Genomic DNA, 26,824 nt, shown 5'->3' on the forward strand with positions numbered 1-26,824 from the left:
CTCGCCGCACTTCAAGTTCCAGAACGACCAGACCGCCTACCGCATCATCGAGCGCGTCGACGGCCGCCCGTGGCTCAACTCGCCCATCACGCCCAAGAACAGCTCCGCGACCCTCAGCCCCATCGTCACCCTGCTCAGCGCCTGACCCTGCCCGCCCAGCGCGGCTCAATGGCCGGCAGTAACGCCCCGGCCGGGAAGGAACCACCACCATGGGAGTCAAGGGACTCGGCCGGGTCTTCGACATCGGCTCCGTCGTCGTGCCGGTCGCCGACCTCGCCGCCGGCGCCAACACCGGCCACCGGATCCACCTCAAGAACTACGACGGCGTGTGCTTCGTCTGCTACATGGGCGCGGTCTCGGCCGGCACCGACACCTTCGTCCCGGACCTGCAGTGCCACAACGCCGCGACCGGCGGCACCTCGCAGGACCTCGACACCACGACCACCTGGTACCACAAGAGCGAGGCCACCCTCGACGGCGACGAGACCTGGACCAAGGTCACCCAGGCCGCCGCCAGCGAGGTCTCCCTGACCGGCGCCACCTACGCCGCCTTGCAGATGATCGTCGCGTTCGAGGTGCTCGGCGCGAGCCTGCCCGACGGGTTCGAGTGGGTGTCGGTGGACCTGCCCGACGCCGGCGCCGGCGGCACCCGGCCCGGCTGCATTCTGGCGATCATGTTCGGCCTGAACGTGCAGCGGGCGCCGGAGAACCTGGCCCAGCCCAACGCCTGACCCGACAGGGGACCGGAATGCTGCTGGTCTGCCGGAGGTGCACGACGCGGTACGCGGTGGGGCTGCCCTACTGCCCGCAGTGCACCTCCACCGACCACACCATCGAGGGTGAGGAGGACCAGGTGGCCAAGATCACCACGCACGGCGGCCCCAGCAACGCCGCCGAGGAGGCCGCCCTAGAGGCGGCCACGGAGGGAGGTGAGCAGTCATCTCCTGGGAGCAGCTCACCAGCATCCTCCGAGAAGCCCGAGAAGAACGACGGGCCGAGCTCGCCCAGCCGCCGCAGGCCTGCCCGAACGACGGGGAACCGCTCACAGAAGGACCAGGAGGAGTCCGCTTCTGCACCTTCGACGGGTGGGAGTGGCCCCGCGACGACATGAGGCCGAGCGCCTGACAACCGCATAGCAACATCCCGGGCGAAAGCCCTAGGACAGAAAGCGAGTCAAGGGATGGGGCACGTTGGTGTCGCCCTGCATGGGCACGCCGCGCCTTCAACGGGCGGGCGGACGCCCACGTACTACTCCTGGCAGAACATGATCGCCAGGTGCCGCTACCCCAGCGTCCCCTCCTATCCCCGCTACGGCGGCCGCGGGATCACCGTCTGCCGGCGGTGGCTGTCGTTCGAGAACTTCCTGGCCGACATGGGCGAGCGGCCCGAGGGCATGACGCTGGACCGCATCGACAACGACGGCCATTACGATCCGGGCAACTGCCGCTGGGCTACACGGAGCGCCCAGCAGCGCCACCGGTCCAAGAATGCTGCTGGGCGGTGGGTCTGACGGGGATCTGGTACGCGACCCGCGAGGACGTCAAGCGCGCCCTCGACGCGGCCGAGACGGCCCGCAATGACGCGCAGGTCGACCGGGCGATCGAGTCGGGCTCCCGCACGATCGAGGGTCTGACCCACCGCCGCTTCTACCCTGAGCTCGCGACCCGGTACTTCCCCTGGCCGAACCACCAGCATGCTCGGCCGTGGCGGCTGTGGCTCGACCAGCACGAGCTCATCAGCGTCACCACGCTGGTCGCTGGCGGGACCACCATCCCGGCCACGGATTACTTCCTGGAGCCGGCCAACGACGGCCCGCCCTACACCCACGTCGAGATCGACCTGGCCTCAGGCTCGGCGTTCGCCGCCGGGAGCACCCACCAGCGCGCCATCGCCATCACCGGCCTGTTCGGCCACTCCGCCGACGAGGCACCCGCTGGCGCGCTCGCCGAAGCCCTCGACGGGAGCGAGACCGGCGTGGACGTCACCGACTCCTCCCTGGTCGGCGTCGGCACCATCCTCAAGTGCGAGGCCGAGCGGATGCTGGTCACCGGCCGCTCCATGCTCGACACCGGGCAGAACAGCTCCGCGCTGACCGCGTCCAGCTCGGACGTGGCCATCACCGGGATCACGGCCGGGACGATCAAGGTCGGCGAGGTCCTCTTGGTCGACTCGGAGCGGATGCTGGTGGTGGACGTGGCCGGGACCACGCTGACGGTGAAGCGGGCGTGGGACGGCTCGGCGCTGGCCGCCCACTCCGGTGGCGCCGACATCTACGCGCCCCGCTCGCTGACCGTGACCCGGGGCGCGCTCGGCACCACCGCGGCCACCCACGCCGACGCGACGGCCCTGACCAAGCACGTTGTGCCGGCGCTGGTCCGGGACCTCGCCATCGCCGAGGCGATCAACCAGCTGCAGCAGGAAACCTCCGGCTACGCCCGCGTGATCGGCGAGGGCGAGAACGCCCGCGAGGGCACCGGCCGGAGCCTGTTCGACCTGCGCCGCGACACGATCACCGCCTACGGTCGCAAGGCCCGAGCGAGGGCCGTGTAGATGGCCACGCGGATCCGGGTCTCCACCGGCGGCGTCGAGGTCCGCGGCCCGATGTTCGACGGCCGCGACGTCCCGATCATGAACGCCTTCTTCCGCGACGCCAAGAAGCTGGTCACCGATGCCGGCGAGGAGCAGGTCCGCCAGCGGGTCAACCGCCGCGCCAAGCACCCGACCAACAGCTTCGCCAGCGCGGTCACGACCAAGGACTTCGCCAAGGGCAAGACGATCATCGCCGACTACCCGCAGGTGTTGTACGGGCCGTGGCTGGAAGGCACCTCGAGCAGGAACGCCTCGACGCGGTTCAAGGGCTACAAGCTGTTCCGCCTCACCCGCAACTGGCTGCGGAAGCACCTCACCGCGATCATCCAGGAGCGCCTCGACCGGGCCGTCGCCGAGCTCAACGGGGGCCACTGATGGCCTTGGGCGCCAGCCCGATCCTGGCCGCCGCCGAGAGCCACGCGCTGGCCTTGGGGCGGTTCGACCGGGTGAACCGCCACGAGCCGAAATCGGCGCCCGGCAACGGCCTCTCGGCGGCCATCTGGGTGCAGAGCATCCGGCCGGTCGCGGCCGCGTCGGGCCTGGACTCGACCACCGCCCGCCTCGAGCTGTCGGTCCGCGTGTACCTGGGCATGCTGCACGAGCCGCAGGACGAGATCGACACCCTGATTCTCGAGGCGGTCGATGCGCTGATGGCCGCCTACTCGGGCGACTTCGAGCTGGGCGGGCTGGTCCGCGACGTGGACCTGCTCGGTGAGCATGGCGACCCGCTCGCCGCCGACGCCGGCTACTTGGAGCAGGACAAGAAGATCTACCGCGTGATGGTCGTCACCCTCCCCCTGCTGGTCAACGACTTGTGGAGCCAGGCGCCATGAATGCTGCTGTCGATCCCCCCGTGGTCATGGTGTCCCCGACCGTCATGGACGGCACCGTGGTCCGCTGGTACCGCTCGGTCGCCGCCGCCGAGATCAGTCGGGCGTCGCTGAGCGCCTCCTGCCGGGGCGTCGCCGTCCACGAGGAGCTCCTCACCGATGTTCCCCCAGCGTGGGTGGAGCAGGCCGTGAAGGCGTACCAGACGCTCGCCGCCAACCCCCGGGCCGACCTCGGCGGGCTGGCCACGCACCACCACCGCAGGTTCATGAACGGCCCGATCGTGCCGGTCGCAGAGGGAGCAAGCACATGACGTTCCGGGACCAGGGCAACAAGCGGTTCCCCGCCGACCTGCGCAAGGAGATCTGGGACCTTGCCGAGCTGTTCGCCGATACCCGCGCGGGCGGGAGCGACCCGACGCAGCAGAACCTGCTCGGCTGGTCGTATGACCCGCAGATCGGCAGCGGCAACTCGGTCATCGGCGGTGGCGTCGAGTACCTGACCCGGGTGGTGCCGGTCCGGGACGGCACCGTCAAGAACGTCACCCTGGGCCTGCACTCGGTCGGGGTCACCCTGACCTCGGGCCAGTGCTTCGCCGGCCTCCGGGACCGCAGCGGCAACCTGCTCGGCAAGACGGTCAGCCAGCACACCAACTGGGCTTCGGGCCTGTTCGAGAAGAAGATGGCCCTGGACGTCCCCGTCGACGTGCTCGGCGGCGTCCCGGTCTACGTGTGCTTTGTCGCCAACGGCTCGACGCTGCCAGGGTTCGCCCGGCTCTCGACCTCCGACGTCATCAACGCCGGGTGCATCGCCGGGCAGGGCCGCAGCATGTATTCGGGCGGCGGCCTGACCGACCTCCCAGCCAGCGTCACCATGCCGGGGCTCGGCATGACCAACGTCGTCGGCTGGTGGGCGGCGATCAGCTGATGGCTAATCTCCGAGACTGTTCGGAAAGGGGCTGCTAGGGGTGCCTAAGAGTGCGGGCCTCGGGGATAACCTCTACGTCGCGGGTTATGACCTGTCCGGCGACATCGGCGCGCTCGACTCGATCTCCGGCGGCCCGTCGCCGCTCGAGGTCACCGGGATCGACAAGTCCGGGTACGAGCGCATCGGCGGGGCGCGCGACGGCGGCATCGAGTTCACCGCGTTCTTCAACAAGGCGACCGACCGGGCCCACCCGCGCCTCAAGCTGCTCCCCACGACGGACGCGATCGTCAGCTACCTCCGCGGGACCGCCCTGGGCGGGCAGGCCGCCTGCCTGGTCGGCAAGCAGCTCAACTACGACGGCAACCGCGGCGAGGACGGCTCCCTGACCTTCAAGGTCGCCGCCAAGGCCAACGGCTTCGGGCTGGAGTGGGGCCGCACCCTCACCGCCGGGAAGCGGACCGACTCGGCACCGACCAACGGGACCGGGGTCGACCTCACCACCGTCTCGACCACCTTCGGCTGGCAGGCCTACCTGCACGTCTTCGCGTTCGCCGGCACCAGCGTGACGGTGACCTTGCAGGACTCCGCCGACGACAGCTCCTACGCCAACCTGGCCGGCGGGGCGTTCACCGCCGCGAGCGGGGTGACCTCGGAGCGGCTCGCCGGCGCCGGCGGCGCCACCGTCCGCCGCTACCTCCGCGCGATCACCTCCGGCACCTTCTCCAACGCCGTGATCGCCGTCGTGTTCGTGCGGAACGAGACGGCGGTGGTGTTCTAGGTGTGGCAACCGCCCCTCAATCGCGTCGCGCCCCGCATGGAGGCGCACGAGATGAAGACGTACCAGGTCGTCGCGCCGCTGGCGTCGCACTGGCGGCCGGCGTCGTGCGCCGAGGTCGACTGCCCGCACTTCCTGAGCGGGTGGCGGACCGTGCTCGACACGGCCTCCCAGGGGGAGCTGGTCAAGGCCGTGATGGAGAGCGGGCGGAAGCCTTCGGCGGTCTTGCGCGAAGGCAGCACGATCACGTTCGTGTTCGAGCCGGGAACGCCGTGCTTCAAGGCCAGCCAGCACCGGGTTCCCCTCGAGCGGGAGCCGCTCTACCTGGTGCGGGGGGGTGACTGGCGCGGCAACCCGCGCGGCACCCCGCTCCGCCGCCACGTCCGCCCGGACGACTGGGTGGACGACTTCGCCACCCACCAGCAGGACCTCGCCGACCGCCTAGAAAGGGGCTGAGCACGTTGGCTAAAGAATCCGGATTGGGCTGGACGACGCTCTCCGTCGACGACTCGGGCGGCAGCGTCCAGGCCATCAAGAACGACGTGACCAACTTCGAGTTCGCCACCCCGCGGGAAGAGCAGGACGTCACCGGGGTCGACAAGAGCGCGGTGGAGCGGCTGCTGCTCCTGGCCGACTTCTCCATCCAGCTCAACGGCGTCTTCAACGACGCCGCCGGCGCCTCCCACGCGGTGTTCAAGACCGTCCCGTCGACCTCAGTGGCGCGCACGACCTCGCTGGCGATCTCCGGGCAGACCCTCAACAACGAGGTGCTCTACACCGACTACCAGATGACCCGCAGCGAAAAGGGCGAACTCACCTGGCAGGCGCCTGGGGCGCTGGCCGATGGCGCCGTCCCAACCTGGTCATAAAGGACGAGCATGGGCTACCGGCCGAAGCGGAAGGTCTACCGGCTGACCTTCGAGGACGAGGACATGGGCGGCCTGGTCGTCCGTGCCCACTCGACCTCGCTGGGTGGCCTGCTCGCCGCCCTGGGGATCCTGACGATCGACACCGACGACCTCAGCGCGGAGGACCTCGCCAAGCTCGGAGAGCTGTTCCGCACCTTCGCCGCTGCGCTGGTCGAGTGGAACGTCGAGGACGAGGCGGGCCAGCCGGTCCCGGCGACCTTCGAGGGCCTCGCGTCGCAGGACGCCGACTTCGTCCTGGTCATCGTCCGGGCCTGGGCAGAGGCCATCTCCGGTGTGCCGGCCCCTTTAGGGCCGCCCTCACCCGATGGCAGGCCGTCCCCGGCGCCGTCGATCCCGATGGAGGCGTTGTCACAGAACCAGGCGAGCTGAGCCAAGCGCGATTCATCCTCGGGCTGTGCGAGCGGTTCGGCAAGCTGCCCAGCGAGGTGCTAGCCGAGGATGCCGAGCTGCTCCGGCTGCTCAGGATCGAGGACCTCGGCAGGCCCGACGTGGATCCGGAGCTGATGGCCGAGGGGAGGTGAGCGGTGGCGAGCAGGGGATCCGGGAACGAAGTCGAGATCGTCGTGAAGACGAAGGACGAGACCAAGGGCACGGGGCAGCGAATCAAGCGGGAGCTCATCCGCCAGGGCGGCGAGGCCGGCAAGGGCTACGGCCGGTCGTTCGGCACCGGGCTGAAAGGCAGCCTCTCCGGCGCGGTCGGGGTCGCCAAGGTCCTCGGCAAGGGGCTGCTGCTCGCCGGCGGCGGCGTCGCCGCGCTCGCCGCCGGCGCGGTCATCGCCGGCCCGAAGCTGGCCAGCATGTCGGCACGGCTCAAGGACCTCGACGCCAAGGCCCAGGCCGTCTTCGTCGGTGAGCTCCCCAAGGTCCGCCGCTGGGCGGAGGCGAACAAGCGCGCTCTGGGCCTCTCCAGCCGGGAGACCGTCGGCCTGGCCGCCAACCTGGCCGACCTGCTCAAGCCAATCGGCTTCACCGCCCGCGAAGCCACCAACATGAGCCTCAGGTTCCTCGACCTGGCCGGAGCGCTCAGCAAGTGGTCCGGCGGCACCCGCTCGGCCGCCGAGGTCTCCGACATCCTCGCCGCCGCGGTTCTTGGCGAGCGCGAGCAGCTCAAGGAGCTCGGCATCGCGATCTCCGAGGCCGACGTGCAGGCGCGGCTGGCCGCCAAGGGTCAGCAGGACCTGACCGGCGCGGCGCTGCAGCAGGCCGAGGCCGTCGCCACCCAGGAGCTGATCTACGCGAAGTCGACCGACGCGCAGAAGGCGTGGGCCGAGGGCGGCCGCCAGGCGGCCATCGCGCAGAAGTCCCTGTCCTCGACCATCGCCGAGCTCAAGGAGAAGCTCGTCACCGCGCTCACGCCGGCCATCCAGACCGCGACCGCATGGCTGGGCAGGAACCTGCCCGTCGTGCTGCAGGCCGCGACCACCTGGTGGGACAAGAACAAGACCAGCGTGCAGACGCTCGCCGACGCGCTCACCGTGCTGTTCGTCCCGGCCGCCGGTAGCGCCTCGAAGTCGACCGACGGGGTGACCAGCTCACTCAAGCGGCTGCAGAACCTCTTCTCCGGCGTGATGGTCGTGATCCTGCGGATCGTCCAGGGGTTCCTGCTGGTGGCGCTGGCAGCCGGGAACGTCCGCAAGTGGATCCTGAACCTCGGCATCGCCGCCGGCATGCTGATCAACGCGATCGACCGGCTCTCGGGCGGCTCGGGCCACGCGGCCGACGGCATGGTCCGCGACTTCCGCAGGATGCGGGACGAGGGCGAATCGCAACTCGCCCGGATCCGCGAGCAGATCCGCGCCACCCAGCGGGAGATCGACCGGCTGCACGGCAAGACCGTCGACATCCGCATCCGCGTCCGCGGCGCGGGCGGCGGAACCAAGACGATGCTGCCCGGCTACCAGCACGGCACCGCGAGCGCGCCGGGCGGCACTGCCATCGTCGGGGAGCGCGGCCCCGAGCTGGTCGACCTGCCCCGCGGCGCCCGGGTCACACCGATGCACCGCATGGCCGGCGGCGGCGGCACGATCATCAATATGACCGTGAATGTGGCGCCGACTGCGCACCCGGCCGAGGTCGGCAGCGAGATCGTCCAGGCGATCCGGGCCTATGAGCGGCGCAACTCGAACACCTGGCGGACGGGGCCGCGCGGATGACCGTCCCCACCGTGCGGCTGGAGGTGGCGTTCACCGCTGATGCGAGCCTCGGCGACCTGCTCCACCTTGACGATGCGACGCGCGGCAAGCTCGATACGGGCACGCTGTCAGGCGGCGCCGAGTTCTTGACCATCCCCGCGAACGACCTGCGGTCATTCACCACTAAGCGGGGCGCGACCCGGGTGGAAAGCCCGGTCATCCGCTATGAGGCCGGCACCTTGTCAGCGGTGCTCAAGGATGCGAGCCGCAACTACGATCCGGACAACCTCGCGGGGCCGTACGTCTCGGCCGGGATTACGCAGGTGACGCCGGGCCGGGCGGTGCGGGTCATCGCCGAGCATGCCAGCATCGCCTACGACCTGTGGCGGGGGTCGGCGGACAACTGGGAACACGACTATTTCCCGCCGAGCTATGCCGAGGTGACGCTGACCGCAACGGACGGGTTCGGCGTGCTCGGCCAGGCCGACCGTACCGCGGTCGGGGCGGCGGGGGCCAACGAGGACACCGGGGCGCGCATCTCGCGGATTCTCGACTCGGCCGCCTGGCCCGCCTTGGACCGGGACATCGCCACGGGCGACAGCCTGCTAGCGGCGACGACGCTGGAGGGCAACGCGCTCAGCGAGCTGTATGCCGCCGCTGATGCCGAGGTCGGCGAGTTGTACATGGACCCGCAGGGCCGCGTCTACTTCCGCAACCGGCTGGCCCTGCTCACCGATGCCCGCTCGAACACGGTACAGGCGACCTTCTCGGCCCCGGTCGGCGCTGATCTGCCCTTTCAGGTGGCACCGCCCGCCTACGACCGTGAGCAGCTCGCTAATACCGCCATCATCGCCCGCGACGGCGGCGCCGAGCAGACCTCGACGGACACCACCTCGAAGAACACGTATGGGCCGGCGACGTTCCGCCGCACCGACCTGCCGTTGCCGGATGACACCGCCGCCCTCGACTACGCCGGCTATATCGTCGCGCTCGGTAAGGACCCTGAGCGCCGGTTCGCCGAGCTGGTCCTGTGGCCCGAGAAGGCCCCGGCGACGCTGTATCCGCATGCGCTCGGCCGACGCATCGGCGACCGGATCGCCATCAGCCTCCAGCCGCCCGGGGGCGGCACGCCGATCACCCGGGAGTGCTTCATCCGCGGCATCACCCACAGCATGCAAGCGGCATGGTGGGAGACCCGCTGGACGCTGCAATCGGCTACCAGGTACTCGTTCCTGCTGCTCGACCATGCCACCCTCGGCAAACTCGACCAAAACGCCCTGAGCTACTGACAGGACAGGTGAGATGGCCTCATCGCCGAAGGATTTCGCCGCTGGCGCGGTGCTGACCGCCGCACAGATGGACTCGCTGCCGCAAGGCGTCTTCGCGGTCGCCACCGCCACCGCCGATGTCGGGCCGACTTCCGGCACAACCGAGCTCGACGTCGTGACCGCGAGCGCGGTGGTGCTGCTCGCCGCCAACCGGCGCCTCAAGCTCACCTTCGCATGGCGCGGCCTGTCCGGCGCCACCTCGGGCGACGTGTACACCCTCCGCATCAAGGAAGGCGCGACCGTCCTGATGGAGTCGACCCAAGCTCCCAGCGGCGCCCTCGGTCAACTCGGCGGCACGATGGTCAGGCATCTGCCCAGCCCCACGGCGGCCTCACACACGTACAAGGCCACGATCCAGCGGGCCGCTGGGACCGGCACCGTCTCGGTGCAAGGCAACGCGAACTATCCGATCCAGCTGATTGTCGAGGACGGCGGCGAGGCGTAGCGAGCGCGGCCGGTTCCCCGGCCTGGACGCTTATGAGTCCCCCGGGCGTGCCCGGCTGTCGGCACCGCCGGCCTGGCTTGACACCGCGTCGCCATCGGCGGATAAGCTCGGTACTTAACCACCGCTGACCTTGGAGGACACCCCACGCATGGTCTCGCGAGTCCCGCCCCGGCCGACCTCGTACCGGGAGATCGCCGCCGAGGTGCGCGCCGCCATCCTCGCCGGCGACTACGCCCCCGGCGACCGCCTGCCCTCCCAGCCCGAGCTGGCCCGAAGCTACGGGGTCGCCGACCGCACCGCCCAGCGCGCCGTCGAGGCCCTGCGCGCCGAGGGCCTGGTCGTCGCCAGCGTCGGCAAGGGCACCTACGTGCGCCCCCGGCCGCAAAAGATCCGCCGGCTGGTCGACGACCTCCTGGAAACCGCGCCCCGCGCCGGCTTCTACGCCGCCCTTGACCGGTACGGCCTCGAGGCCGAGGTCCACACCACCGTGAGCTGGGCGCGCCCGCCGGCGTGGGCCACCGCCGAGCTCGGCACCGACCCCGACGCCGAGGTCCTGGTCCGCGACCGGGTGATGGGCGTGGCTGGCCAGCCGCCCTTGCAGCTCGCCACCTCCTACCTGCCCCGCGACGTCGCCGAGCAGGTCCCCGCGCTGGCCCAGGAGTCCACCGGGCCGGGCGGGATGCTGGCCCGGCTCCGGGAGGCCGGCTATGAGCTCAGCTTCGAGGTCGTCGCCAACTCCCGCATGCCCTCGCCCGACGAGGCCGAACGGATGGGCCTGCAGCCCGGCACGCCGCTGGACACCCACCTGCGGCTGACGAAGGCGCAGGACGACCGGGTGCTCGACTGCATGATGGTGGTCTCGGACTCCTCCCGGGTGGAGTGGGCCTACCGGTTCGGCCCGGAACCGGCGTAGCGGACAGCCTGGCCGCTTGACCCTTCGGGGGGATCGGTGCTTCCCTGAACCCGACAGGTTCGGTACTGAGGTTCCCAGGGAGGCCACCAGTGACCGCCAGCCCCGCCACGCTGCCCGCGCTCGAGGGCGCGAGCGCGGTCGTCCCGCTGCACGTCCTCGACCCGCTCCGCCGCCGCTTCCTCACCGTCCTCGCCGGCTTCCTCGGTGCCTGCGTGGTCGGCATCATGGCGCTGGCGTTCGCGGTCTCGTTCCGCAACATCGCCAGCTACGGCAAGCCCTACATGCGCGGCTGGGAGTACGCGCTGCCGTTCTTCGTCGACGCCTTCATCGCCGTCGCGGCCGGGATCGACCTGTGGTTCGCGCTGTCCCACGACGAGGGCCACACCGAGCGCACCTGGCGCGACTACCGCCGCGAGTGGGCGCCGAAGTTCTTCTTCGCCGGGATGGTCGGCGTAAGCTTCCTCTTGAACGAGGCCGCCGCCCAGGTGCCGCTCGATGCGCGGCACGCGCCCGCGCTGATCACCCACGGCCTGGCGCCGTTCGCGCTGCTGGTCACGCACCTGCTGTTCATGACGCTGGTGCGGTCGATCGCCGCCAACCGCAACGCGGCGATCCTTGCCGCGCTCGATGGCGTGGATCCTGCAGGGCATTCAGCAGAGCAAGCAAAGCCTCGGGACCTGACCCTGAGGGAGCAGCGGAAGGTGCTCGCCATCCGGGAGCGGCACCCCAACCTTCCTGCAACCCGAGTTGCCGCGCAGGCCGGCATCGCCTACGACCCCGTCCGGGCGTTCCTGCGCGACCAGCGGCCCACCGCCGACCCGGTGATGAACGGCAAGGGGGCGTGAGGTGCGCACCGCCCTGCTGCTCGCTGCGGCCGTCGCCTACGCGGCCACGTTCGCGCTCGTCTGGCCGCGGCACCGCTCGCGGGTGCGGCTGGTCCGGCGGGTCTACCGGCATGTCGACGAGGTCCTCGGCGCGCGGAAGTACGAGGCCGACCGGGCCGCGACCCTGCGGCGCCGCTGGTCCTGGATCTCCCGCGACCTCGCCAATGCGCTGTACCCGCCGACGCAGCACGCCGGCGCGGTCGCGCTGCCCCGCTACCACCGCATGCGCCGCGGCCGCGACCTGCTCGGCCGCCCGAGCGGCTACGTCGACCTCGCGCTCTCCCCGGTGCCGTGGCCGCGGCGGTTCCGCCCCTGGCACGTCCCCGCGCTCACGCTGCGCTGGACGAGCGAGGCCGGCGTCGCGGTCGGCGGCCACCAGTGGTTCACCCGGCTGGAGAAGCAGGTCGCGCAGGCTCTCGGCCTGGAATGGTCCGACGAGCTGTTCGAGACCAAGGCGGCGTTCTCCCACGACCGGGTCCGGCTGGTCCTCGCCCGGCCGCGGCCGGTGCCCGACGGCCTGCCGTTCCGGCCCCAGCCCAAGGAGCCCGCCGATGCCGGCTGACCAGCGCGCCTTCCTCGGCTGGACGCCACGGCAGGCCAGCCCCACCCTGGTCGCGCCACGCACCGCGCCCGACGGCGCCGAGGGCCTCGCCGCGGTCTGGCCATACGGGCCCGGCTACGCCCCCCACATGCTGGTCGTCGGCACCACCGGCGGCGGCAAGACCTCGGCGAAGCGGGTCATCCTCGTCGACCGGGTCACCGCCCCCGGCCGCCGCAAGGTCGTCATCATCGACGGCAAGGGCGGCGGCGACTACACGATGTTCCGCGGCCAGCCGGCCGTCGCCGAGATCGTCAACGTCAACCCGCTCGCCGACCCCGAGAGCCCCGAGAAGGCCGCCGCGGCGGTCAAGGCGGTGCTCGCCGAGGTCCGCACGCGCAACGCCGCGACCGAGCGCGCCCAGCGGGAGGCGTGGGCGACCCGCCGCACCCCCGCCTACTCCGCGCCGCCGGAGCTGTGGCTGGTCATCGACGAGTGGATGTCGCTGATCTACCAGTGCCGCAAGCTCGACGTCGACCTGGTCGGCGACGCCATCGAGATCGGCCGGGTCGGCCGCTCCACCGACACCCACCTGCTGATCGGCACCCAGCGGCCCGACACCAAGTCGGTCGAGGCCGGCCTGCCGGGCGAGCTGAAAGCCCAGCTCGGCGCCCGCGTCGCCGCCGTCGGCCCGCTCGGGCTGCGCAAGCTCGAGGCGATCATGGCGTTCGACGACGCCGAGGCCCGCCGGCTCGTCCCCCGTGAGCTCGGCGGCTGCCTGCTCATGGTCGGCGACACCTTCGTCCCCTACGTCACCCCGTACATGCCCAACCCCACCTCAGAGGACCCGTCGATCACCGACGAGCAGCGCGCCCGAGTGTGGGCGCTGCTGCCAGCCCGGGAGGCCGCGTGAGCACCAGCACCTGGACGCCGCTGCTGGCCGGGCCGCTGCTCCGCCCGGCCCTGGTCGCCCTGCTCGACCAGCTCGAGGCCGGCGAGACCGACCGGGCCACGATCCGCCGGGCCGTCCTGGCCGCCTCGGCGGTCAAGCCGAAGACGTTCGACACGCTCGTCTACGAGCTCGCACGGTTCGGCCTGCTGAACCGTTCAGGCACCCGCAACGACGCGCTACAGCTCACCACGCTGGGCCAGGCGTGGCTGGTCGAGCAGGGCGCCTGGCGTGCTTCTGCCAGGGCCGAAACCAACCCTGTAAGGGTGGTTTCACCGGCGAAAGCCGGCGCTGAGGCGGAGCGGTGAGCGACCACCGACCGAGACCGCGGGAGCGGTGGCCCATCGGTGAGACCGAGGTGCCCCTGCCCCACGACTGGGCAGGGCTGTGGCTCCGCTACCGGCTGAGCCGCGAAGGCTACCTGGCCCTCCTGGAGCACCAGCGGGGCCGCTGCGCAAAGTGCCACCGGCTGCCGTTCGGAGATACCCCGCTGGTGGTCGACCACCGCGAGAGCCGCATCTGGGGGCTGCTGCACGACCGCTGCAACCGGCCGATCGATGACGAGCTGGTGGCCTACCTGCGTGACCCGCCCGCATTCGGACTCGGCGAGGCGTTCGGCGTCATCCCGCCCGAGGTGGAGCGGCGGGGCGCCGAGCGACGGCGGCGGAACCGGCTCGCGCAGCGCGACTGGCGCAAGCGCCGCAGCGCCGAGCAGGCCGAGCACCAGGCCGCCGCCGACCGCGTCGACGGGTATGGGGAGTGGCTGGCGGGGCGGCTGCGGTAGGCCGGCCGGGATCGACAGCTTGTCACCTTGGTACTGAGGTACTAAGCTAGGCGGTCAGACAAGGACCCCTCGCTCCCGGGAGCCCGCGATGGGATGGCGCGACTACTTCACCGACAGCGGCGACGAGCCCGAGGACCGCACGTTCACGTTCACCGGCTTCTCGACCCCGAAGTTCGAGCAGGCGCTGGCCGATATGCGGCGCCACTTCGGCGACGACGACCCGGACGACCCGCTCGGGGACACCGCCTGGAACGCTTGGCTTGACGACCGGGGCCGCGACTGGCTGCGGAAGCAGGAGCAGGGAGGCTGACCCATGGCCAAGGGCATCGTGATGTTCCTGCTGGGGTTCGCCTCGACGATCCTCGGCCTGATCGTGTTCCTGTTCGTCATGTCGGTCCTGCCGGCCGGGCCGCTGGCCGCAGCCGCCGGCGGCGTCCTCAACGGCCTCGGCTACCTGTTCGGCGAGGCGCTGCCGGAGATCGGCCGCATTGCCCTGAAGGCCGCCGCGAAGCAGCTCGGGGTCTGAGCCCGATGAGTGGCTGGGTCGTCACCGCCGGCCTGGTCCTGGCGGTCGCCATGGTGGCGAGCCGGGGCGGCCCGTTCGGCGCGGCCGGGTGGCTGGTCGCGCTGCCGCTCCGCCTCGGCGCCTGGGCACTCGGCAAGGTCTGGGCCGGCACCAAGCTCGGCGTCCTGTCGTTCCTCGCCCTGGTCGGCGAGGAGGTCCAGCGGTGGCTGATCCTCGCCACCTGGGGCGCGGTCCTGCTCGGCTTCTCCTACGCCGGCCGGGCCGTCCACGCCCCGCTGACCCTGCAGGGCGTCGTCGCGGTCGCCACGCTGGTGTGGCTGACCCTGCTGGTCCGCAACCTGCGCCGCGTCCTGGCGGGCCGGTTCGCGCGGTCGGCGAACCGGGCGCTGTTCCGCAAGCTCGAGGAGATGGCCGACGCGCTGCCGGGCCAGGTCGAGGCGGCCGTCGCCGCAGGCCGGCAGGGCGCGGCGCAGGCGCTGCCGGCGGTCCGGCCGTCGCCGCACCCGACCGAGCGGTTCACCGCGCGGATCCGGCAGAAGGCCGCCGAGGCGGTCGCGGGCACGACCGGGGAAGGCGGGCTGGCGTTCGAGCCGGTCGTCGCCGCGCCGGAGGTGCCCCGCTGGATGCGCCGGGCGGCCGGGCAGACCCGCCAGGGCTTCCGGCAGGGCCTGGGAAGGAAGCGAGGCCGCTCGTGATCCTCAACTTCGCCTGCGCCGTGCTGATGGTGTGCGGCGTGCTCTACCTGGTCGGCTGGCCGCACCGCCGCCGGACCTACAAGGCCGCCTGCCGGGCCGCGGTCGACGCGGCGTGGCTGCGCGCCCAGCTCGAGTCCGCCCCCGACCCCGCTGGGGGCGGCGAGGTGGCGCCGGTGACCCAACTGCCCACCGGGAGGGGCGACCGGGGCCGGCGCCACCTCAACTAGCAGAAGGGAGGCTGTACGCATGCCGTCGCCGCGCGCTACCCTCAAGGTGCTTCGGTACCGAGGAGGGCGCGTGCGCACCGACGAGATCATCGCCAGGGTCGCCGCGGTGGTGCTCCGCGACCCGCACGGCGACGTCCTGGGCACCCTGCGCCGTGAGCTCTCCGGGGACGACCTGGAGTTCGCGGAGACGCTGGCCGCCGTGTGCGTGTTCATCCACGAGGAGCGGCAGGTGGCGGGGTTCGGCCCGGACGGCGTCGCGCGGTTGCGTGACCACTACGAGGCCCGGCGGCTCGCCGCCTCCGTCCGCCGCTAGCCGACGGGGGCCTGCCTCGAAAGGCTGCCCCGCATGACCACCACCACCCACGCCGCCGCCGCGGCGGTCCCCGCCAAGCCCGCCACCCACCCCGGCGAGATGTCGCTGGGCGAGCACGTGGTCCTCGCCTGGCAGACGACCGACCTGGCCGTCCGCACCGTCCTCGTCGGCCTCGTCGGCCTGCTGATCGCGCTGTCCGCCGCGCTGGGGCTGCTCGCCCCGCACGTCCTGCGGTGAACGGCGCCGGCGCGATCGTGGTCGTCGCCCTCGTCCTGATGTGGCTGGTCGACCTGATCCCGTTCGACGCCTACCTGCACGTCGACGCCCGCCGCCAGCAGCACGAGGCGCACCGCCGCCTCCTGGCTGAGGCCGAGCTGGAGCCGACCGTGCCGCTGCACGGTGAGCTCACCCGGCCGGGCCGGGACCTGGAGCGCCGCTGATGCGCCTGGTGTTCCGTTGCTGCCCGGCCTGCCGCCAGCCCGTCCCGGTCGACCGGGACGGGCTGCTGCTCGCCCACCGCGTCCTCGCCGACCCGGCGCGGCACCGCTGCGCCTACGAGGGCGTAGGTGTTGACAACCTGGACGCACGATCGTACGGTCCAGGCGTGCGCGGGGGCGCGCGCCCTGCGGTCAGGGCAGCCGTGGCGCGTCGTCCGTGAGGAGACCGCTGTGACCGTCCCCGCCACCCAGCCCGCCCGCCCGGTCGCGGCCACCTCCGGGCCGCTGGTCACCCTCGATGCCCGCGACCCCGACGCCCGCGCGGCGCTGCACTGGCTGGCCGACCGGCTCGACGCTGCGGCGTGGACGCCGGACGGGATGCTGCTGCGCGACGTCGCCCGCGCCTACGCCGACCCGTGACCTCGAAGCACTGGCCCTAGACCCCACGACGACGCCCCGCCGGGAACGTGAAACTCGGCGGGGCGTTCGCGTAGGCGGCCCTGGACGGAGCCGGACGGGACCGCAGGGGGGCCACCTCGGCAGCATAGCGTGACAGACTGTCAGCACGATCGGGCGGTAGGATTGGCACACGATGGAGGCGGCACGTGGGACGACTGCGCAGGCTGGCCCGGCGGGTCGGCCGCCGCGGTGCCGCGCTGGCCTGGTTCGGCCTGCTCGACCTGGTGATCGGCTGGTCGCTGCTGTCCCCGAGCCTGGCCGCGAGCCCGGCCGCGCTGGCGCAGTACCGGGTGCTCTTGCAGGTCCGGCCGCTGGCCTTCTGGGGCTGGGTGTGGATCGCCGTGGGGCTGGTCTGCCTGGCGCACGTCCCGGCCCGCTCGGACCGCCTGGCGTTCGCCGCCGCGATCGCCATCAAGGCCGTCTGGTCGTCGGGGATCTTCGCCGCCTGGGTCGCCTACAGCGCCTACCGCGCCTGGGTGAGCGGGACGGTGTGGGCGACGTTCGGCCTGTTCGTGCTGCTGATCGCCGGCTGGCCCGAGCCGAGGCACCACGGTGGGTGACTGGCTGGTCCCCCTCGCCGCCGCCCTGGTCGCGGCGCTTCCCGGGCTGCTGGCCTACCGGCAGGCGACCCGGGCCAACCGCGACCAGATCGAGGCCGGCGCCTACGAGCGCGCCAAAGGCCACTACGAGTCCGGGATCGACCAGCTCGAAGAGCAGGTCGGCCGGCTCCGCCGCGAACTCGACGAGGAACGCACCGCCCGCCGCCGGCTGGAGGACACCGTGACGAAGCTGCGCCGGCTGCTGATCCTGCACGGCATCGAGGTCGAGGCGTGACGGGCACCCACCAGCAGCGCCAGCGGCGGGTGCCGTGGCGCGCCTACAACACCCTGATCGTCGGCCTGGCGTTGGCGGTGGCGCTGCTGGCCGCGTTCGTCGCGCTGGCACCGCTCCCCGACCGGCCACCCCGCGCGCCCGCCCACCCGGCACCCGCGTACGCGGCCGAGCCGGCCGGGCCTCCGCCCGAGAAGGCGTCGCGCGGCGCGCTCAGCGAGCCCGTGCCGGGCGCAGAGGCGCCGCCGGGTGTCGGCACACCCCGGAATCGTTCTGAGGGCGTTTCAGCGCCGACCCGGCGGGTCGGCGCCGGGCCGGCGGCGCCGGGCACACCTGGCGGGGACGTGCCCGGCGCCCCATCGCCGCCCACCACGACGACCCCGCCGCCGCCGCACGGCCCCCCGCCATCGCCGCCCTCGACGGTGCCGCCCGTCATCAGCACCTGCGTGCACCTGCCGCCCATCGACGTCTGCCTGGACGTGCCATGACCAAGACCGGCGCCGACATCTCCCACCACCAGCCGGCCTTCGACGCCGCCCGGTACGCCGCCGCCGAAGACTTCGTGATCTTCAAGGCGACCGAGGACGACGGGTTCACCGACCCGACCTTCACCGGGCGCTGGCAGGCAGCCGGCCGCGCCCGCCTGCCCCGCGGCGCCTACCACTTCGCCCGGCCCGGCCGCGCGACGGTCGACGCGCAGGCCGACCACTTCCTCCGAGTCGTCCGCGCGGCCGGCTTCGGGCCCGGCGACGCCTGGGCGCTCGACCTCGAAGACGCCGGCAACCTCGGCCCGGCCACGCTCATGACCTGGGCGGAACGGTGGATCGGCCGGGTGCGCGCGGCGCTCGGCGGCCGTGGGCTGTTCTACACGGGCGTCGCGTTCGTCTTCGACGCGCTGGGCGACCCCGGCCGCATCCCCGGCGGCTGCCTGGGCTGGATCGCCCGCTACTGCACCGACGGGCCGTACGCGGCGCCGTACCGGCGGCCTAGGGGCTGGCCCGAGGTGCCGGACGTGTGGCAGTGCACCAACGGCACCGACGGCTGCATCCACAACGTGGCCTCGGTCGGGTTGTGCGACTGGAACCGGGCCACCGACGCCGCGTTCGCGGCCCTATTCGGAGGAGACGACATGCCGACCGTCGACGAGATCGGCGACGAGCTGGTCAAGCGCCTCGGCGCCGACGCCACCCACCCCTACACCGGCACCGCGATTCGCGCCGCGGTCGACAAGGGCAACGCCGCCCAGGCCGCCGGGCAGGCAGCCATCAACGAGCGGCTCGGCCTGGTCGCCGACCGGCTCGCCGCGCTCGAAGCCAAGGCCGCCCAGCCGATCGACCTGGAGACCCTCGCCGCGCTCGTCGCCGGGAAGCTCGAAGTCGCCGGGTTCCCCAACCTGGCCATCACCGGCGAGGCGCGTCCCATCCCACCCGCCTGACCACGCGAACCACGAAAGGAGCCTGACATGTCCTGGTCCCTGCACGTCGGCACCGTCCGCCCCGCCACCATCACCGCGATCGAGCAGGCCGCTGGCGCCGCGCTCGCCGAGCTGCGCGCCAAGGGGCCGAGCTACGCCGGCCAGTTCGACGCGCCCGAGACCGCCCAGGAGGTCGCCGAGCAGGTCCAGGCAGCAACCAGCGCGGCCGGGCAACTCCTCAGCGGCCTCGGCGTCGTCGAAGAGGTCACCGTCAACCTGTCCGGCCACGCCAACCCCGGCCACCAGCCCCGCCCGGGCTGGGCGCCCGATCAGGTCACCGTGACCGTCAACGCCGTCGAGGCCCCCAAGGAGTCGTGATGGACCTCACCAAGCTGCTCGCCGTGTCCGCCGTCCTCGGCGGGGTGATGCCGTTCGTCGCCGCGCTGGCGCAGCGGCCCGGTGCCGAGCGGTGGAACCTGCTGGTCCGCGTCGTCCTCGCCCTGGTCGCCGGCGGCATCGCCGTGCTCGCGGTCTGCCCGGTGGTCACCTGGGAGTGCGTCGCGGCGTCGCTGGCGGTGATCGTCGCCGCGGCGCAGTCGAGCTACAGCGCCTGGACGAAACCGGCGGTCGACGCGCTCACTGCCGCAACCAGCCCGAAGGCCCGCACCGGCCGGATCGCCCGCGCGCCGGGACGGCCAGCGTAGCCGTGGGCGAGCTGGACCCGGTCGAGCGCGGCTGCCTGCGGATCGTGTGGCCGCTGGCGCTGGCCTGGTGGTGGCTGACCGGCGTCGTGGGCGGTGCGCGCGACCGGCTGCGCCGTTGGCTGGCCGGCGGGTGAGCGGCATGAGTGCCCACGCCGAGGCCCAGGCCCGCGACGAGGGGCTGTCCGAGGCGGCCCTTGATGTGCGCGCCGTCCTCGAGGCGGCGGCCCTGCTCACCCCCGAGGCCGGCGAAGCCGAGCTGGCCGCGCTGCTGTTCGAGGTCTACACCGCCGAGCTGCCGTGGTGGCGCCGGCTGCGGCTGGCCATGTGGGGATGGTGACCAGCACCGTCAGGTGGGCGGTTCCGGTTTTCCGCCCTCGTCTGAGGCGGTCTCAGGGTCCTCGACCGCGACGACCTGGCCGCGCAGGTCGGCGAGGCGGCCAAGCAGGTCGGCGCGGACCTCGCGGGGGTAGCCGAGGTCGTGCAGGGTGGCGGCCAGGTGGTCACCGAGGCGGTCGAACGCCTCGCCGGTCATGCCCGGCGGCCAGGTCCCCGGCGCGAGCTGGCCGAGCCGGGAGGGGTCGTCGGCGCGGGCGAGGTCCTCGACGGCGCGGCGCAGGTGCCAGGCCAGCCACCGCCACCACTCGCCCTCATCGTGGCCGCCGCGCGGGCCGAGCTGCCGGAAGTGGCCGAGCAGCAGCATGTCGGGGGACCGCCAGGCAGCACCGGCGATCCGCGCGTACAGCCCGTCGATGCCGCGCGGGTCGCCGTCGGTGATCCGGGCGATCCCGCCGGCGTGGCCGAGCCGGGCGTAGAGGCTCGGCCCGGCCGGCGGGGTGGGCAGGGCATCGTTGGCGGCAAGGCCCGCGCGCAGGACCCGCACGATGGTGGCGCGGTCGATGCGCAGCTCCTCCGCGAGCGCGTCGAGGGCGTCGCCGCGGAGGTAGCGGGCGAGGGTGCGCAGGGACATCAGCCGCCCGGCCCCGTGGCCTGCCGCGCCACCTCATCGCGGCAGGCCAGGTGCTCGCGCTGCGCCGCGTCGTAGAGCCGGCGCAGCTGCGGGTCGGACAAGACGCGGTTGTCGATGCTGCCGTGGACGTCCTTGTACTGCACGCCGCCGCTGATCAGCGCCCAGGCGGCGGCCTCGGACCGGCGGCACGAGCTGAGCGGCTCAGCGGCGGCTGCGGGGCGGTCGCCGCGGACCAGCACCACCCCGACGCACACCACGACGATCGCGACCGTCGCGACGATGCCGAGGATCGTGTCCCACTCGGCGAGGATGAAGCGGCGTCGGCGGTGGGCGGTCGCCTCATGCCGGCCATGGTCGACTGCTTGCATCAGACCCGTCACCATGACCACGCTCGCGCTGTGGCCTGGCGGCCGGCCGTTACCAGCCGACGGTGCCGGTCTTGCGCCTTGCGGCTGCCGGCTTCTCGCTTCACCGGGGTCCGCCATCCGGCTGCTGCCGGGTAGGTCTTACGTCCCCTCCACGAGCGTTTCGCGTCTCCGGGCCACTCCCGGCGACGGGCCAACATTAGCATCGGACCAGGACAGGCCATGCCGTGCACACCCCCCGTGTGCGAGGCCCGTTCCGGTCCCCCGGGCCGGTCTGCGTGGGCGCTCGTGCCGCCCTCGGGCGCGCGTGCAATCACGGGGGGGAACGGTGACCGGATCGCATCCCCCGGACGGCACGAGCCGGACGGGACGGTAACGCCTAGGTCCCGCAGGTGTCAACAGGCTGGACGATCCACCCAGGCGGCAGCCGCCGCGGGCGTGGTTGCCGCCGGCCGTCCGGCTGCTACGCTACGGTCCACCGAAGGTGTTGGACCGCAACGGGAGCGGCGATGACCGCGATGGCCGAGCACGACCGCAGCGAGCGCCTGGAGGCCGGCAACGGCAACTACTGGCGCGACCCTGACGGGGTGTGGCGCTACGCCTGGGGCGATGGGCCGGTGCCCCGCGCGCGCGACCGCCTCGACGCCGACGGGGAGGTCGTCGGCCTGGATGCGCCGGAGCTCGCCCCGGACGCGCTGGTGGACGCCCACACGATCGCCCGCGAGCGGGGCTGGCAGCCGCAGACCCTGCGGATGGTGGTCCACCGCCGCCGGCACTGCCCGCCGGTGGTCAGCTTCACCGGCAACGGACAGCCCGCCCTGTACTCCCGCGCCGCGATCAAGAAGTTCGACGCCTGGCTGGCCGCGAAGCTCAACGCGGCCGGCCTCGATGCGTCGCGGTGGCCGCCGCGGCTGCTGGCCGCGCGCGACCGCTCCCGCGAGTTCGCCGACATGCTCAACGACCAGGGCCACTAGCCGGCCCTCCGGTCGGGGAGCGCCAGCACGTCGGTGACCACGTCGAGGTCGTAGCCGACCGTGTAGCGGCGGGTCACCGCCGACCCGGGCCGGTGGCCGAGCGCGATCCCGATGGCGCGTTCGTTGCGGCCACGGCCGAGCCGGGCCATGTCGTGGGCGAAGGTGTGCCGCAGGCCGTGCGCGGTCGCGTCGCCGCCGGCGTCGTTCTTGATCCCCAGGTCGCGCAGCTTGCCGTTGAGGAGCTTGGAGACGGCCTTGGCGGTCAGGTGGTCGCCCGGGTGGGTCAGGCTCTCGATGACCGGGCCGCGGGTCGTCCGCGCCGCCAGGTGGGCGGCGAGCTCGTCGGCCAGCCAGGGCAGCAGCGGCACCGACCGCTCCCGTGAACCCTTGCCGGTGACGTACAGCACCGGCACCTCGCCGCCGAGGTTGACGTGCTCGACCCGCAGCGACGCGACCTCGGCGCAGCGCAGCCCGGCGCGGTAGGCGAGCAGGACCATCAGCCGCAGCCGGGGATCGGTGCCGGGCAGGTCGCAGGCGGCGAACAGCGTCCGAAGGCCGGGGCCGAACCGGGACGCCTCCCACGGGATCGCGCGGGGGATCGCGGCCTCGCAGCTCGGCACGGTGAGCCGGGCCAGCGGGTCGCGGCGGACCCAGCCCTCGGAGGTCGCGAAGCCGTAGAAGCTCTTGCCGGCCGTCACGTACAGCTCGACCGACTTCGGCGCGAGGAACCCGGTGCGGGCCCTCGGGCGGGACGCGGCGAGGAAGTCGGTGAACAGCTCCCGGGTCGCCTTCGTCCAGTGCTTGGGGCGCGTCCGCCGCTCGAGGAAGCCGTTCGGGCCGGCGAACGACCACAGCGGCTGCCGATAGGCGGTCGCGGTGGTGGCGGTGCGGTGGCGGTCGGCGACCAGGTAGGCGCGGTAGCGCTCCCAGGCCACGGAGAAGGCCACGACTGCGGTGTCGGCGTCGAACGGGTCGGCGCCGGCGTGCGTGGGGGGCTGGCTAGCCATGGCGGCCACCGCGACGCCCAGGACCACGCCTGCCACCCAGGCGCGGGCACGGGACCGGGACCAGGTCGAGCATCGCGGCACAGCGGCGCCCCCTGCTGCTGCCAGCCCCCCGGTGCACGCACCTGTCATAGGCGCCGCGGGGTGCCGGATCGTTACGGGTTCCGGGTCTTCCTCGGTAGGACTGCGGAGCGGGTGGGCGCCCCGCCCGGCGGCCATGGCCGCCGGGTAACCGCCGGGCGGGGGCACGAGTGGCGGGTCTGTCGGGTTGCTCTGGTTCGTTCAGTTTAGTACCTCGGTACCAAACCGGCAAGGGGGAACCCAGCAGGACGGCGAAGGCAGGGGCGGCGGGCATGGCGGGGCTCTCTCGGCGGGGCAGCGGGGACACGGCCGCCCAGGTGTCCGTTACGACGCGAGCGCGGCAGTCGTGGCGGCTTCGACCAGCTCGTCAGCGTAGTTGGCGCTACCTGGGGAAACGTCGTAGTGTCTCTTATGACCTTTGTCCTGGTCAGAAGCGGCGTTTGGAGCTTGGCCGCCCGAGTCCAAGACGCGGCGGAGCCGTCGCGCGTCCAGGCCGGCGGCGAGGCCGCCGAGCCACCACACCGCGACCTGCTCGCGGTCCAGGGTCGGGACGACCGCGACGCAGGCGTCGACGATCTCGTGGTCGGGGGTGGCGGGCAGGTGCTCGTCGCCCTCCAGGCCCAGGAGCCGCTGCACCTGCTTGTGCCGGTAGGAGAACGTCGGGTCGTCCTTGGCGGCGCGCAGGTGCCGGGTGATCGCGGTCGCGAGCTCGCCCACGGTCACCGGCTGGCCGCGCCGGGAGCCCCACTCGTCCAGCGCGTCGTTGAGCATGTCGGCGAACTCGCGGGAGCGGTCGCGGGGCCGGGCGGTGCGGGCCGCCCAGCGGTCGGAGGTGGTGGCGATCCTCACGGTCACGTCCTCCCCGTCGTAGACCTGGCGGGCCGCGGCCAGCAGCCGGCCGGCGTCGAGGTCGACGCCGAGGTCCTGGAACGCGGCGACCCACGCGGCGAGCAGCCGCTGGCCGTGGCCGTCGCGGGACCAGCCCGGCGCGGCGCGGTCGTCGTCGTCGCCGACGAAGCGGCCCATCGAGTCGCGGACCCGGCCGTGCTCATCCGGGTAGAGCTGCCCGTCGGCGATGAACTTCACGTAGCCGCGCAGGACCTTCTTGGCCTGGTAGGGGGTGTAGGTGTGCTCGCTGCCGAGGTGGCGGTCGATCCGGGCGGCCAGCTCCGAGGGGGTGACCGGCCGGCCGCGGCGCCGCTCGGCGGTGCGCACGGCGTTGTTGAGGGCGGCGGCCAGCGCGGGGCTGCGCGGCTGCTCAGCCTGCCGGTCCGCAGGCATGCAAGGCCTCCACTGGTGTCCTGGTCCCGGTGCGTACGCGAGTAAGCCTACTCGTACGGCCAAGTGTGTGTCTATCTGTCCGCACGGCCGGACGGCCAGGAAGTTGACGAGCTGTGCAACCACCCGTACGGTGCCGGTGGGGCCGGACACCCGCACGACCCGAGGGAGGCGTGATGGGCACTGTGCCCCGCAGGTTCGACCACCAGCGGCTCAAGCAGCTCCGCCTGGCGCGCGGCTGGTCGCTGACCCGCGCCGCCGCCGAGGCCGGCGTCACCGAGGCCACCTGGCGGAAGTGGGAGGACGACACCACGCCCCGGTTCGACCTCGGCGTCGCCCTGGCCGCCGCCCTCGGCGTCGAGTGCGACGCGCTGCTGACCCCCGCCACGGCAGGCGTTGACACCCTGGCTGACAGCCTGTAGGCTACGCCCGTCAGGCAAGCCCGCTGACCAGCACGGACGCAGAACGGCGGACCCGCCGAGGAGCCCGCCGTCCCGATTCGAAGTCCGCCCCGCCAAGGACAGATCCCGAACCGCCAGGAGCATACCATGCGCGACCCCGACCCCCTCGCCGAGTTCCACCAGCTCGCCCGCCACCCTGGCCCCGCCGACGGCTGCCAGGCGTGCGCCCAGGCCGATGTCGCCAGCCGGCAGGCCGCCACCCGGGCGCGGGCCGGCCGCCGCGCCCGCGAGCGTGCCGTCGACCGCCTCCTGGAGGTGCTGTAGTGGCCGCGCACGGGTCCCTCGACGGCCGAGAACTCACCGACGCCGAGGACCGCTTCTGGCGCAAGGTCTACGCCACCCGACGGAAGGCCGGCGACACGCCCGATGAGGCCATCGTCTGGGCCGACAACGCGGTGCGGGATTACCGCGACGCGCAAGAGCAGTTCTGATGGCCTCGCCGTGGCGGGACACCACCACCCACCTGCCGGCCGGCGCCGACCGGGCCGCGTTCGACGCCTGCCCGCCCGTGGTCTCGAATGGCTACGTCGGCCCCGACCCGATGGAGCTCGCCGTCGAGGCGGCGCTCGAGGAACGCTACTTCGACGAGGGCCGCGACCCCGGCCTCGCCCTGTGGGGCTGGCTGGCCACCCGCACCGACGACCCGAAGGACGCCGCATGAAGGCCGAGGGCCAGCCCCGCGGGATGTTCGCCACCACGCCGGTTGCCGCGCGCACCTACCAGTGCGACGGCTACCGCTGCGGCCGGCCGATCCTTCGCGGCGAGCGCTACCGCCAGTTCGTCGTCGCGCCCTGGTACGAGCATAACTACGGCGCCAAGACGCTGCAGCCCGACGGCAGCTGGAAGGACACCCACTGGCTGACCTATCGGCTGCACCTCGATCCGGAGTGCAGAGCATGAAGGCCGAGCAAGCCATCGCCCTGCTGTCAGGCGACTGGCCACCGAAGATCGATGAGCACTGGCCGCCGAAGGACAAGGCCCGCTGGCGCCGGGGGATGCACCTGCAGGGGCTGATCGAGGCGGTCCTGCACCCGCCCCGCCCCGACGGGTCGAAGCACCGCGGCGAGCCCTACCTGGCCCTGTACGTCCGCCGCCTGGTCGACGGCCGGCTGGTGATGTGGCACGGCTGGCACACCGCCGCCGAGGACGTGCCCGCCATGCAGCCCGCCCCCGGCCTGCTGTTCACCGCCGTCTACCGCGGCCAGGGCGCCAACGACTTCGAAGACTTCAAGTACCTCGTGACGCCCTACGACCCGCCCGAGTCGACCGGTTCTGCGCCGCTGCCCGGTGATGACCGGCCCCCCGAGCGGCCACGCGGCCAGGTCAGCCCACGGCGCACGGTGACGCCCTCGGTGACCGACCGGCCGCCACCGCCCCCGCCAGCTGCCGGCCCGGTCACCCGCGAGGCGCAGGCCGAGGCGACCGCGACCCGCAACGGCCGACGGCCCGCGCCCGGCACCGCCGCCAAGATCGCCGAGCGGGAGGCCGGCATCCCCACCGAGGAGGCCATCGCCGCCGTGCGCGACCGCGCCGATGGCCATCGGTTGCTGCTCGCCGCCAGCCCGGAGTTCCGCGCCGCCGCCACCGCCGACGGCACGCTGTGGGCCTCGACCGACGCCGCGAGGTGGCGCGAGTACCTCGCCGAGACCCGACGGGCGTTCCTCGGCCAGGAGGCGCCAGCATGACCGCCGAGATACGCGGCAACTGGGAGACCCGTGACCGGGCCGGTGCCACCGGCACGACCATCCTCGCCTGGCCCACCGTCCCGGAGGAGCGGAACTGCCCGCTGTGCCGCCGTAACGTCCTGCACACCCGCGCCGAGCACGACCTGGTCTACGGCCCGGCGAAGCAGGAGCGCGACCGGATCCGTCGCCAGCTCGACGCCGCCCAGCAGCTCGTCTTCGAGGATGCCCTGGCCGCGCTCATCGGGCAGGGCTGGACGGCGGAGAAGGCCTTCGACGAGCTAGTCGCGCTCGAAAGCCACGTCGGCTTCGACCGCGTCGAGGCCATCGCCGACGGCGAGCCGCACCCGTGGGAACGCCGGTTCATCTGAGCGGCGCCGAAGGG

General features: G+C 72.8%; 49 protein-coding genes. 45 read left to right on the top strand and 4 right to left on the bottom strand.

Features of this window, described 5'->3' with window-relative positions:
- Positions 1–209 precede the first annotated feature (209 nt).
- The 37 genes from VG276_28640 (at position 210) to VG276_28820 (ending at position 19,964) form a co-directional block, all read left to right on the top strand.
- Positions 210–731, top strand: a complete 522-nt coding sequence (locus tag VG276_28640; protein ID HEV8653253.1) for a hypothetical protein — start codon at positions 210–212, stop codon at positions 729–731.
- A 449-nt stretch (positions 732–1,180) separates the two neighbouring features.
- Positions 1,181–1,510: a hypothetical protein gene (locus VG276_28645; GenBank protein ID HEV8653254.1), complete on the top strand. Its 330-nt coding sequence runs from the start codon at positions 1,181–1,183 to the stop codon at positions 1,508–1,510.
- A complete protein-coding gene (locus tag VG276_28650) occupies positions 1,501–2,550 on the top strand; it encodes a hypothetical protein (protein HEV8653255.1) in 1,050 nt (349 codons plus the stop codon). The genes VG276_28645 and VG276_28650 overlap by 10 nt, the downstream gene beginning before the upstream one ends.
- Positions 2,551–2,964 (top strand): hypothetical protein, encoded by a 414-nt coding sequence (locus VG276_28655; protein ID HEV8653256.1) that lies wholly within the window; start codon positions 2,551–2,553, stop codon positions 2,962–2,964.
- Positions 2,964–3,422 (top strand): hypothetical protein, encoded by a 459-nt coding sequence (locus VG276_28660; protein HEV8653257.1) that lies wholly within the window; start codon positions 2,964–2,966, stop codon positions 3,420–3,422. Before VG276_28655 ends, VG276_28660 begins: the two co-directional genes overlap by 1 nt.
- On the top strand, positions 3,419–3,730 hold the full coding sequence (locus tag VG276_28665) for a hypothetical protein (protein HEV8653258.1): 312 nt from the start codon (positions 3,419–3,421) through the stop codon (positions 3,728–3,730). Before VG276_28660 ends, VG276_28665 begins: the two co-directional genes overlap by 4 nt.
- Positions 3,727–4,344 (top strand): hypothetical protein, encoded by a 618-nt coding sequence (locus VG276_28670; protein ID HEV8653259.1) that lies wholly within the window; start codon positions 3,727–3,729, stop codon positions 4,342–4,344. Before VG276_28665 ends, VG276_28670 begins: the two co-directional genes overlap by 4 nt.
- 40 nt (positions 4,345–4,384) lie before the next feature.
- Positions 4,385–5,122, top strand: coding sequence for a hypothetical protein (locus tag VG276_28675; GenBank protein HEV8653260.1), 738 nt, complete (start codon positions 4,385–4,387; stop codon positions 5,120–5,122).
- 51 nt (positions 5,123–5,173) lie between these two features.
- The gene (locus VG276_28680) at positions 5,174–5,575 is read left to right on the top strand and encodes a hypothetical protein (GenBank protein HEV8653261.1); all 402 of its coding nucleotides are present in this window, start codon (positions 5,174–5,176) and stop codon (positions 5,573–5,575) included.
- Positions 5,576–5,598: 23 nt separating this feature from the next.
- Entirely contained in the window at positions 5,599–5,988 is a 390-nt protein-coding gene (locus VG276_28685; GenBank protein ID HEV8653262.1) for a hypothetical protein, read from the top strand.
- A 9-nt stretch (positions 5,989–5,997) separates the two neighbouring features.
- Positions 5,998–6,417, top strand: coding sequence for a hypothetical protein (locus VG276_28690; protein ID HEV8653263.1), 420 nt, complete (start codon positions 5,998–6,000; stop codon positions 6,415–6,417).
- 155 nt (positions 6,418–6,572) lie between these two features.
- Complete coding sequence (locus VG276_28695) at positions 6,573–8,201, top strand: hypothetical protein (GenBank protein ID HEV8653264.1); 1,629 nt, start codon at positions 6,573–6,575, stop codon at positions 8,199–8,201.
- The gene (locus VG276_28700; protein HEV8653265.1) at positions 8,198–9,469 is read left to right on the top strand and encodes a hypothetical protein; all 1,272 of its coding nucleotides are present in this window, start codon (positions 8,198–8,200) and stop codon (positions 9,467–9,469) included. The genes VG276_28695 and VG276_28700 overlap by 4 nt, the downstream gene beginning before the upstream one ends.
- 13 nt (positions 9,470–9,482) lie before the next feature.
- The gene (locus VG276_28705; GenBank protein HEV8653266.1) at positions 9,483–9,953 is read left to right on the top strand and encodes a hypothetical protein; all 471 of its coding nucleotides are present in this window, start codon (positions 9,483–9,485) and stop codon (positions 9,951–9,953) included.
- 148 nt (positions 9,954–10,101) lie between these two features.
- The gene (locus tag VG276_28710; GenBank protein ID HEV8653267.1) at positions 10,102–10,866 is read left to right on the top strand and encodes a GntR family transcriptional regulator; all 765 of its coding nucleotides are present in this window, start codon (positions 10,102–10,104) and stop codon (positions 10,864–10,866) included.
- Between the two features lie 89 nt (positions 10,867–10,955).
- Positions 10,956–11,711 carry a hypothetical protein gene (locus tag VG276_28715; GenBank protein ID HEV8653268.1) on the top strand — a complete coding sequence of 252 codons (756 nt, stop codon included), beginning with the start codon at positions 10,956–10,958 and terminating at the stop codon, positions 11,709–11,711.
- Position 11,712: 1 nt separating this feature from the next.
- A complete protein-coding gene (locus VG276_28720; GenBank protein ID HEV8653269.1) occupies positions 11,713–12,312 on the top strand; it encodes a hypothetical protein in 600 nt (199 codons plus the stop codon).
- Positions 12,302–13,201: an FtsK/SpoIIIE domain-containing protein gene (locus VG276_28725; protein ID HEV8653270.1), complete on the top strand. Its 900-nt coding sequence runs from the start codon at positions 12,302–12,304 to the stop codon at positions 13,199–13,201. Before VG276_28720 ends, VG276_28725 begins: the two co-directional genes overlap by 11 nt.
- Positions 13,198–13,545 (top strand): hypothetical protein, encoded by a 348-nt coding sequence (locus tag VG276_28730; protein HEV8653271.1) that lies wholly within the window; start codon positions 13,198–13,200, stop codon positions 13,543–13,545. The genes VG276_28725 and VG276_28730 overlap by 4 nt, the downstream gene beginning before the upstream one ends.
- Entirely contained in the window at positions 13,542–14,021 is a 480-nt protein-coding gene (locus tag VG276_28735; protein ID HEV8653272.1) for a hypothetical protein, read from the top strand. The genes VG276_28730 and VG276_28735 overlap by 4 nt, the downstream gene beginning before the upstream one ends.
- 88 nt (positions 14,022–14,109) lie before the next feature.
- Positions 14,110–14,331 (top strand): hypothetical protein, encoded by a 222-nt coding sequence (locus VG276_28740; GenBank protein ID HEV8653273.1) that lies wholly within the window; start codon positions 14,110–14,112, stop codon positions 14,329–14,331.
- A gap of 3 nt (positions 14,332–14,334) precedes the next feature.
- Positions 14,335–14,547 (top strand): hypothetical protein, encoded by a 213-nt coding sequence (locus VG276_28745; GenBank protein ID HEV8653274.1) that lies wholly within the window; start codon positions 14,335–14,337, stop codon positions 14,545–14,547.
- A 5-nt stretch (positions 14,548–14,552) separates the two neighbouring features.
- Positions 14,553–15,242 carry a hypothetical protein gene (locus VG276_28750; GenBank protein HEV8653275.1) on the top strand — a complete coding sequence of 230 codons (690 nt, stop codon included), beginning with the start codon at positions 14,553–14,555 and terminating at the stop codon, positions 15,240–15,242.
- Positions 15,239–15,469 (top strand): hypothetical protein, encoded by a 231-nt coding sequence (locus VG276_28755; GenBank protein ID HEV8653276.1) that lies wholly within the window; start codon positions 15,239–15,241, stop codon positions 15,467–15,469. The genes VG276_28750 and VG276_28755 overlap by 4 nt, the downstream gene beginning before the upstream one ends.
- Before the next feature lie 70 nt (positions 15,470–15,539).
- Positions 15,540–15,782, top strand: coding sequence for a hypothetical protein (locus VG276_28760; protein HEV8653277.1), 243 nt, complete (start codon positions 15,540–15,542; stop codon positions 15,780–15,782).
- Positions 15,783–15,815: 33 nt separating this feature from the next.
- Complete coding sequence (locus tag VG276_28765) at positions 15,816–16,019, top strand: hypothetical protein (protein ID HEV8653278.1); 204 nt, start codon at positions 15,816–15,818, stop codon at positions 16,017–16,019.
- Positions 16,016–16,222, top strand: coding sequence for a hypothetical protein (locus tag VG276_28770; GenBank protein HEV8653279.1), 207 nt, complete (start codon positions 16,016–16,018; stop codon positions 16,220–16,222). Before VG276_28765 ends, VG276_28770 begins: the two co-directional genes overlap by 4 nt.
- Entirely contained in the window at positions 16,222–16,440 is a 219-nt protein-coding gene (locus tag VG276_28775; GenBank protein ID HEV8653280.1) for a hypothetical protein, read from the top strand. Before VG276_28770 ends, VG276_28775 begins: the two co-directional genes overlap by 1 nt.
- 10 nt (positions 16,441–16,450) lie before the next feature.
- Positions 16,451–16,639 (top strand): hypothetical protein, encoded by a 189-nt coding sequence (locus VG276_28780; protein HEV8653281.1) that lies wholly within the window; start codon positions 16,451–16,453, stop codon positions 16,637–16,639.
- 185 nt (positions 16,640–16,824) lie between these two features.
- Positions 16,825–17,238 (top strand): hypothetical protein, encoded by a 414-nt coding sequence (locus VG276_28785; protein HEV8653282.1) that lies wholly within the window; start codon positions 16,825–16,827, stop codon positions 17,236–17,238.
- Positions 17,231–17,512 (top strand): hypothetical protein, encoded by a 282-nt coding sequence (locus VG276_28790; protein ID HEV8653283.1) that lies wholly within the window; start codon positions 17,231–17,233, stop codon positions 17,510–17,512. The genes VG276_28785 and VG276_28790 overlap by 8 nt, the downstream gene beginning before the upstream one ends.
- Positions 17,509–17,997, top strand: a complete 489-nt coding sequence (locus tag VG276_28795) for a hypothetical protein (protein ID HEV8653284.1) — start codon at positions 17,509–17,511, stop codon at positions 17,995–17,997. Before VG276_28790 ends, VG276_28795 begins: the two co-directional genes overlap by 4 nt.
- Complete coding sequence (locus VG276_28800) at positions 17,994–18,944, top strand: GH25 family lysozyme (protein HEV8653285.1); 951 nt, start codon at positions 17,994–17,996, stop codon at positions 18,942–18,944. Before VG276_28795 ends, VG276_28800 begins: the two co-directional genes overlap by 4 nt.
- A 27-nt stretch (positions 18,945–18,971) precedes the next feature.
- A complete protein-coding gene (locus VG276_28805) occupies positions 18,972–19,301 on the top strand; it encodes a hypothetical protein (protein HEV8653286.1) in 330 nt (109 codons plus the stop codon).
- Entirely contained in the window at positions 19,301–19,627 is a 327-nt protein-coding gene (locus tag VG276_28810) for a hypothetical protein (GenBank protein HEV8653287.1), read from the top strand. The genes VG276_28805 and VG276_28810 overlap by 1 nt, the downstream gene beginning before the upstream one ends.
- A gap of 2 nt (positions 19,628–19,629) precedes the next feature.
- Positions 19,630–19,761, top strand: coding sequence for a hypothetical protein (locus VG276_28815; protein ID HEV8653288.1), 132 nt, complete (start codon positions 19,630–19,632; stop codon positions 19,759–19,761).
- A 5-nt stretch (positions 19,762–19,766) separates the two neighbouring features.
- Positions 19,767–19,964 (top strand): hypothetical protein, encoded by a 198-nt coding sequence (locus VG276_28820; GenBank protein HEV8653289.1) that lies wholly within the window; start codon positions 19,767–19,769, stop codon positions 19,962–19,964.
- A gap of 9 nt (positions 19,965–19,973) precedes the next feature.
- Here VG276_28820 and VG276_28825 read toward each other — a convergent pair whose 3' ends face one another.
- Entirely contained in the window at positions 19,974–20,594 is a 621-nt protein-coding gene (locus VG276_28825; GenBank protein HEV8653290.1) for a hypothetical protein, read from the bottom strand.
- Positions 20,594–20,962, bottom strand: coding sequence for a hypothetical protein (locus VG276_28830; protein ID HEV8653291.1), 369 nt, complete (start codon positions 20,960–20,962; stop codon positions 20,594–20,596). Before VG276_28830 ends, VG276_28825 begins: the two co-directional genes overlap by 1 nt.
- A gap of 506 nt (positions 20,963–21,468) precedes the next feature.
- Between VG276_28830 and VG276_28835 the strand changes: the two genes are divergently transcribed.
- Positions 21,469–21,933, top strand: a complete 465-nt coding sequence (locus tag VG276_28835; GenBank protein HEV8653292.1) for a hypothetical protein — start codon at positions 21,469–21,471, stop codon at positions 21,931–21,933.
- Here VG276_28835 and VG276_28840 read toward each other — a convergent pair.
- Entirely contained in the window at positions 21,930–22,940 is a 1,011-nt protein-coding gene (locus VG276_28840) for a tyrosine-type recombinase/integrase (GenBank protein ID HEV8653293.1), read from the bottom strand. The genes VG276_28835 and VG276_28840 overlap by 4 nt on opposite strands.
- 402 nt (positions 22,941–23,342) lie before the next feature.
- Positions 23,343–24,299: a hypothetical protein gene (locus VG276_28845; GenBank protein ID HEV8653294.1), complete on the bottom strand. Its 957-nt coding sequence runs from the start codon at positions 24,297–24,299 to the stop codon at positions 23,343–23,345.
- Positions 24,300–24,472: 173 nt separating this feature from the next.
- Here VG276_28845 and VG276_28850 point away from each other — a divergent pair, with 173 nt between their 5' ends.
- The 7 genes from VG276_28850 (at position 24,473) to VG276_28880 (ending at position 26,810) form a co-directional block, all read left to right on the top strand.
- The gene (locus tag VG276_28850; protein HEV8653295.1) at positions 24,473–24,718 is read left to right on the top strand and encodes a helix-turn-helix transcriptional regulator; all 246 of its coding nucleotides are present in this window, start codon (positions 24,473–24,475) and stop codon (positions 24,716–24,718) included.
- Between the two features lie 126 nt (positions 24,719–24,844).
- Positions 24,845–25,021 carry a hypothetical protein gene (locus tag VG276_28855; protein HEV8653296.1) on the top strand — a complete coding sequence of 59 codons (177 nt, stop codon included), beginning with the start codon at positions 24,845–24,847 and terminating at the stop codon, positions 25,019–25,021.
- Positions 25,021–25,188: a hypothetical protein gene (locus VG276_28860; protein ID HEV8653297.1), complete on the top strand. Its 168-nt coding sequence runs from the start codon at positions 25,021–25,023 to the stop codon at positions 25,186–25,188. Before VG276_28855 ends, VG276_28860 begins: the two co-directional genes overlap by 1 nt.
- On the top strand, positions 25,188–25,418 hold the full coding sequence (locus VG276_28865) for a hypothetical protein (protein ID HEV8653298.1): 231 nt from the start codon (positions 25,188–25,190) through the stop codon (positions 25,416–25,418). Before VG276_28860 ends, VG276_28865 begins: the two co-directional genes overlap by 1 nt.
- Positions 25,415–25,657, top strand: coding sequence for a hypothetical protein (locus VG276_28870; protein ID HEV8653299.1), 243 nt, complete (start codon positions 25,415–25,417; stop codon positions 25,655–25,657). The genes VG276_28865 and VG276_28870 overlap by 4 nt, the downstream gene beginning before the upstream one ends.
- A complete protein-coding gene (locus VG276_28875; GenBank protein HEV8653300.1) occupies positions 25,654–26,442 on the top strand; it encodes a hypothetical protein in 789 nt (262 codons plus the stop codon). The genes VG276_28870 and VG276_28875 overlap by 4 nt, the downstream gene beginning before the upstream one ends.
- Positions 26,439–26,810 (top strand): hypothetical protein, encoded by a 372-nt coding sequence (locus tag VG276_28880; protein HEV8653301.1) that lies wholly within the window; start codon positions 26,439–26,441, stop codon positions 26,808–26,810. Before VG276_28875 ends, VG276_28880 begins: the two co-directional genes overlap by 4 nt.
- Positions 26,811–26,824 lie beyond the last annotated feature (14 nt).

It is taken from the genome of Actinomycetes bacterium, from assembly GCA_036000965.1.
Taxonomy (GTDB): Bacteria; Actinomycetota; CALGFH01; order CALGFH01; family CALGFH01; genus DASYUT01.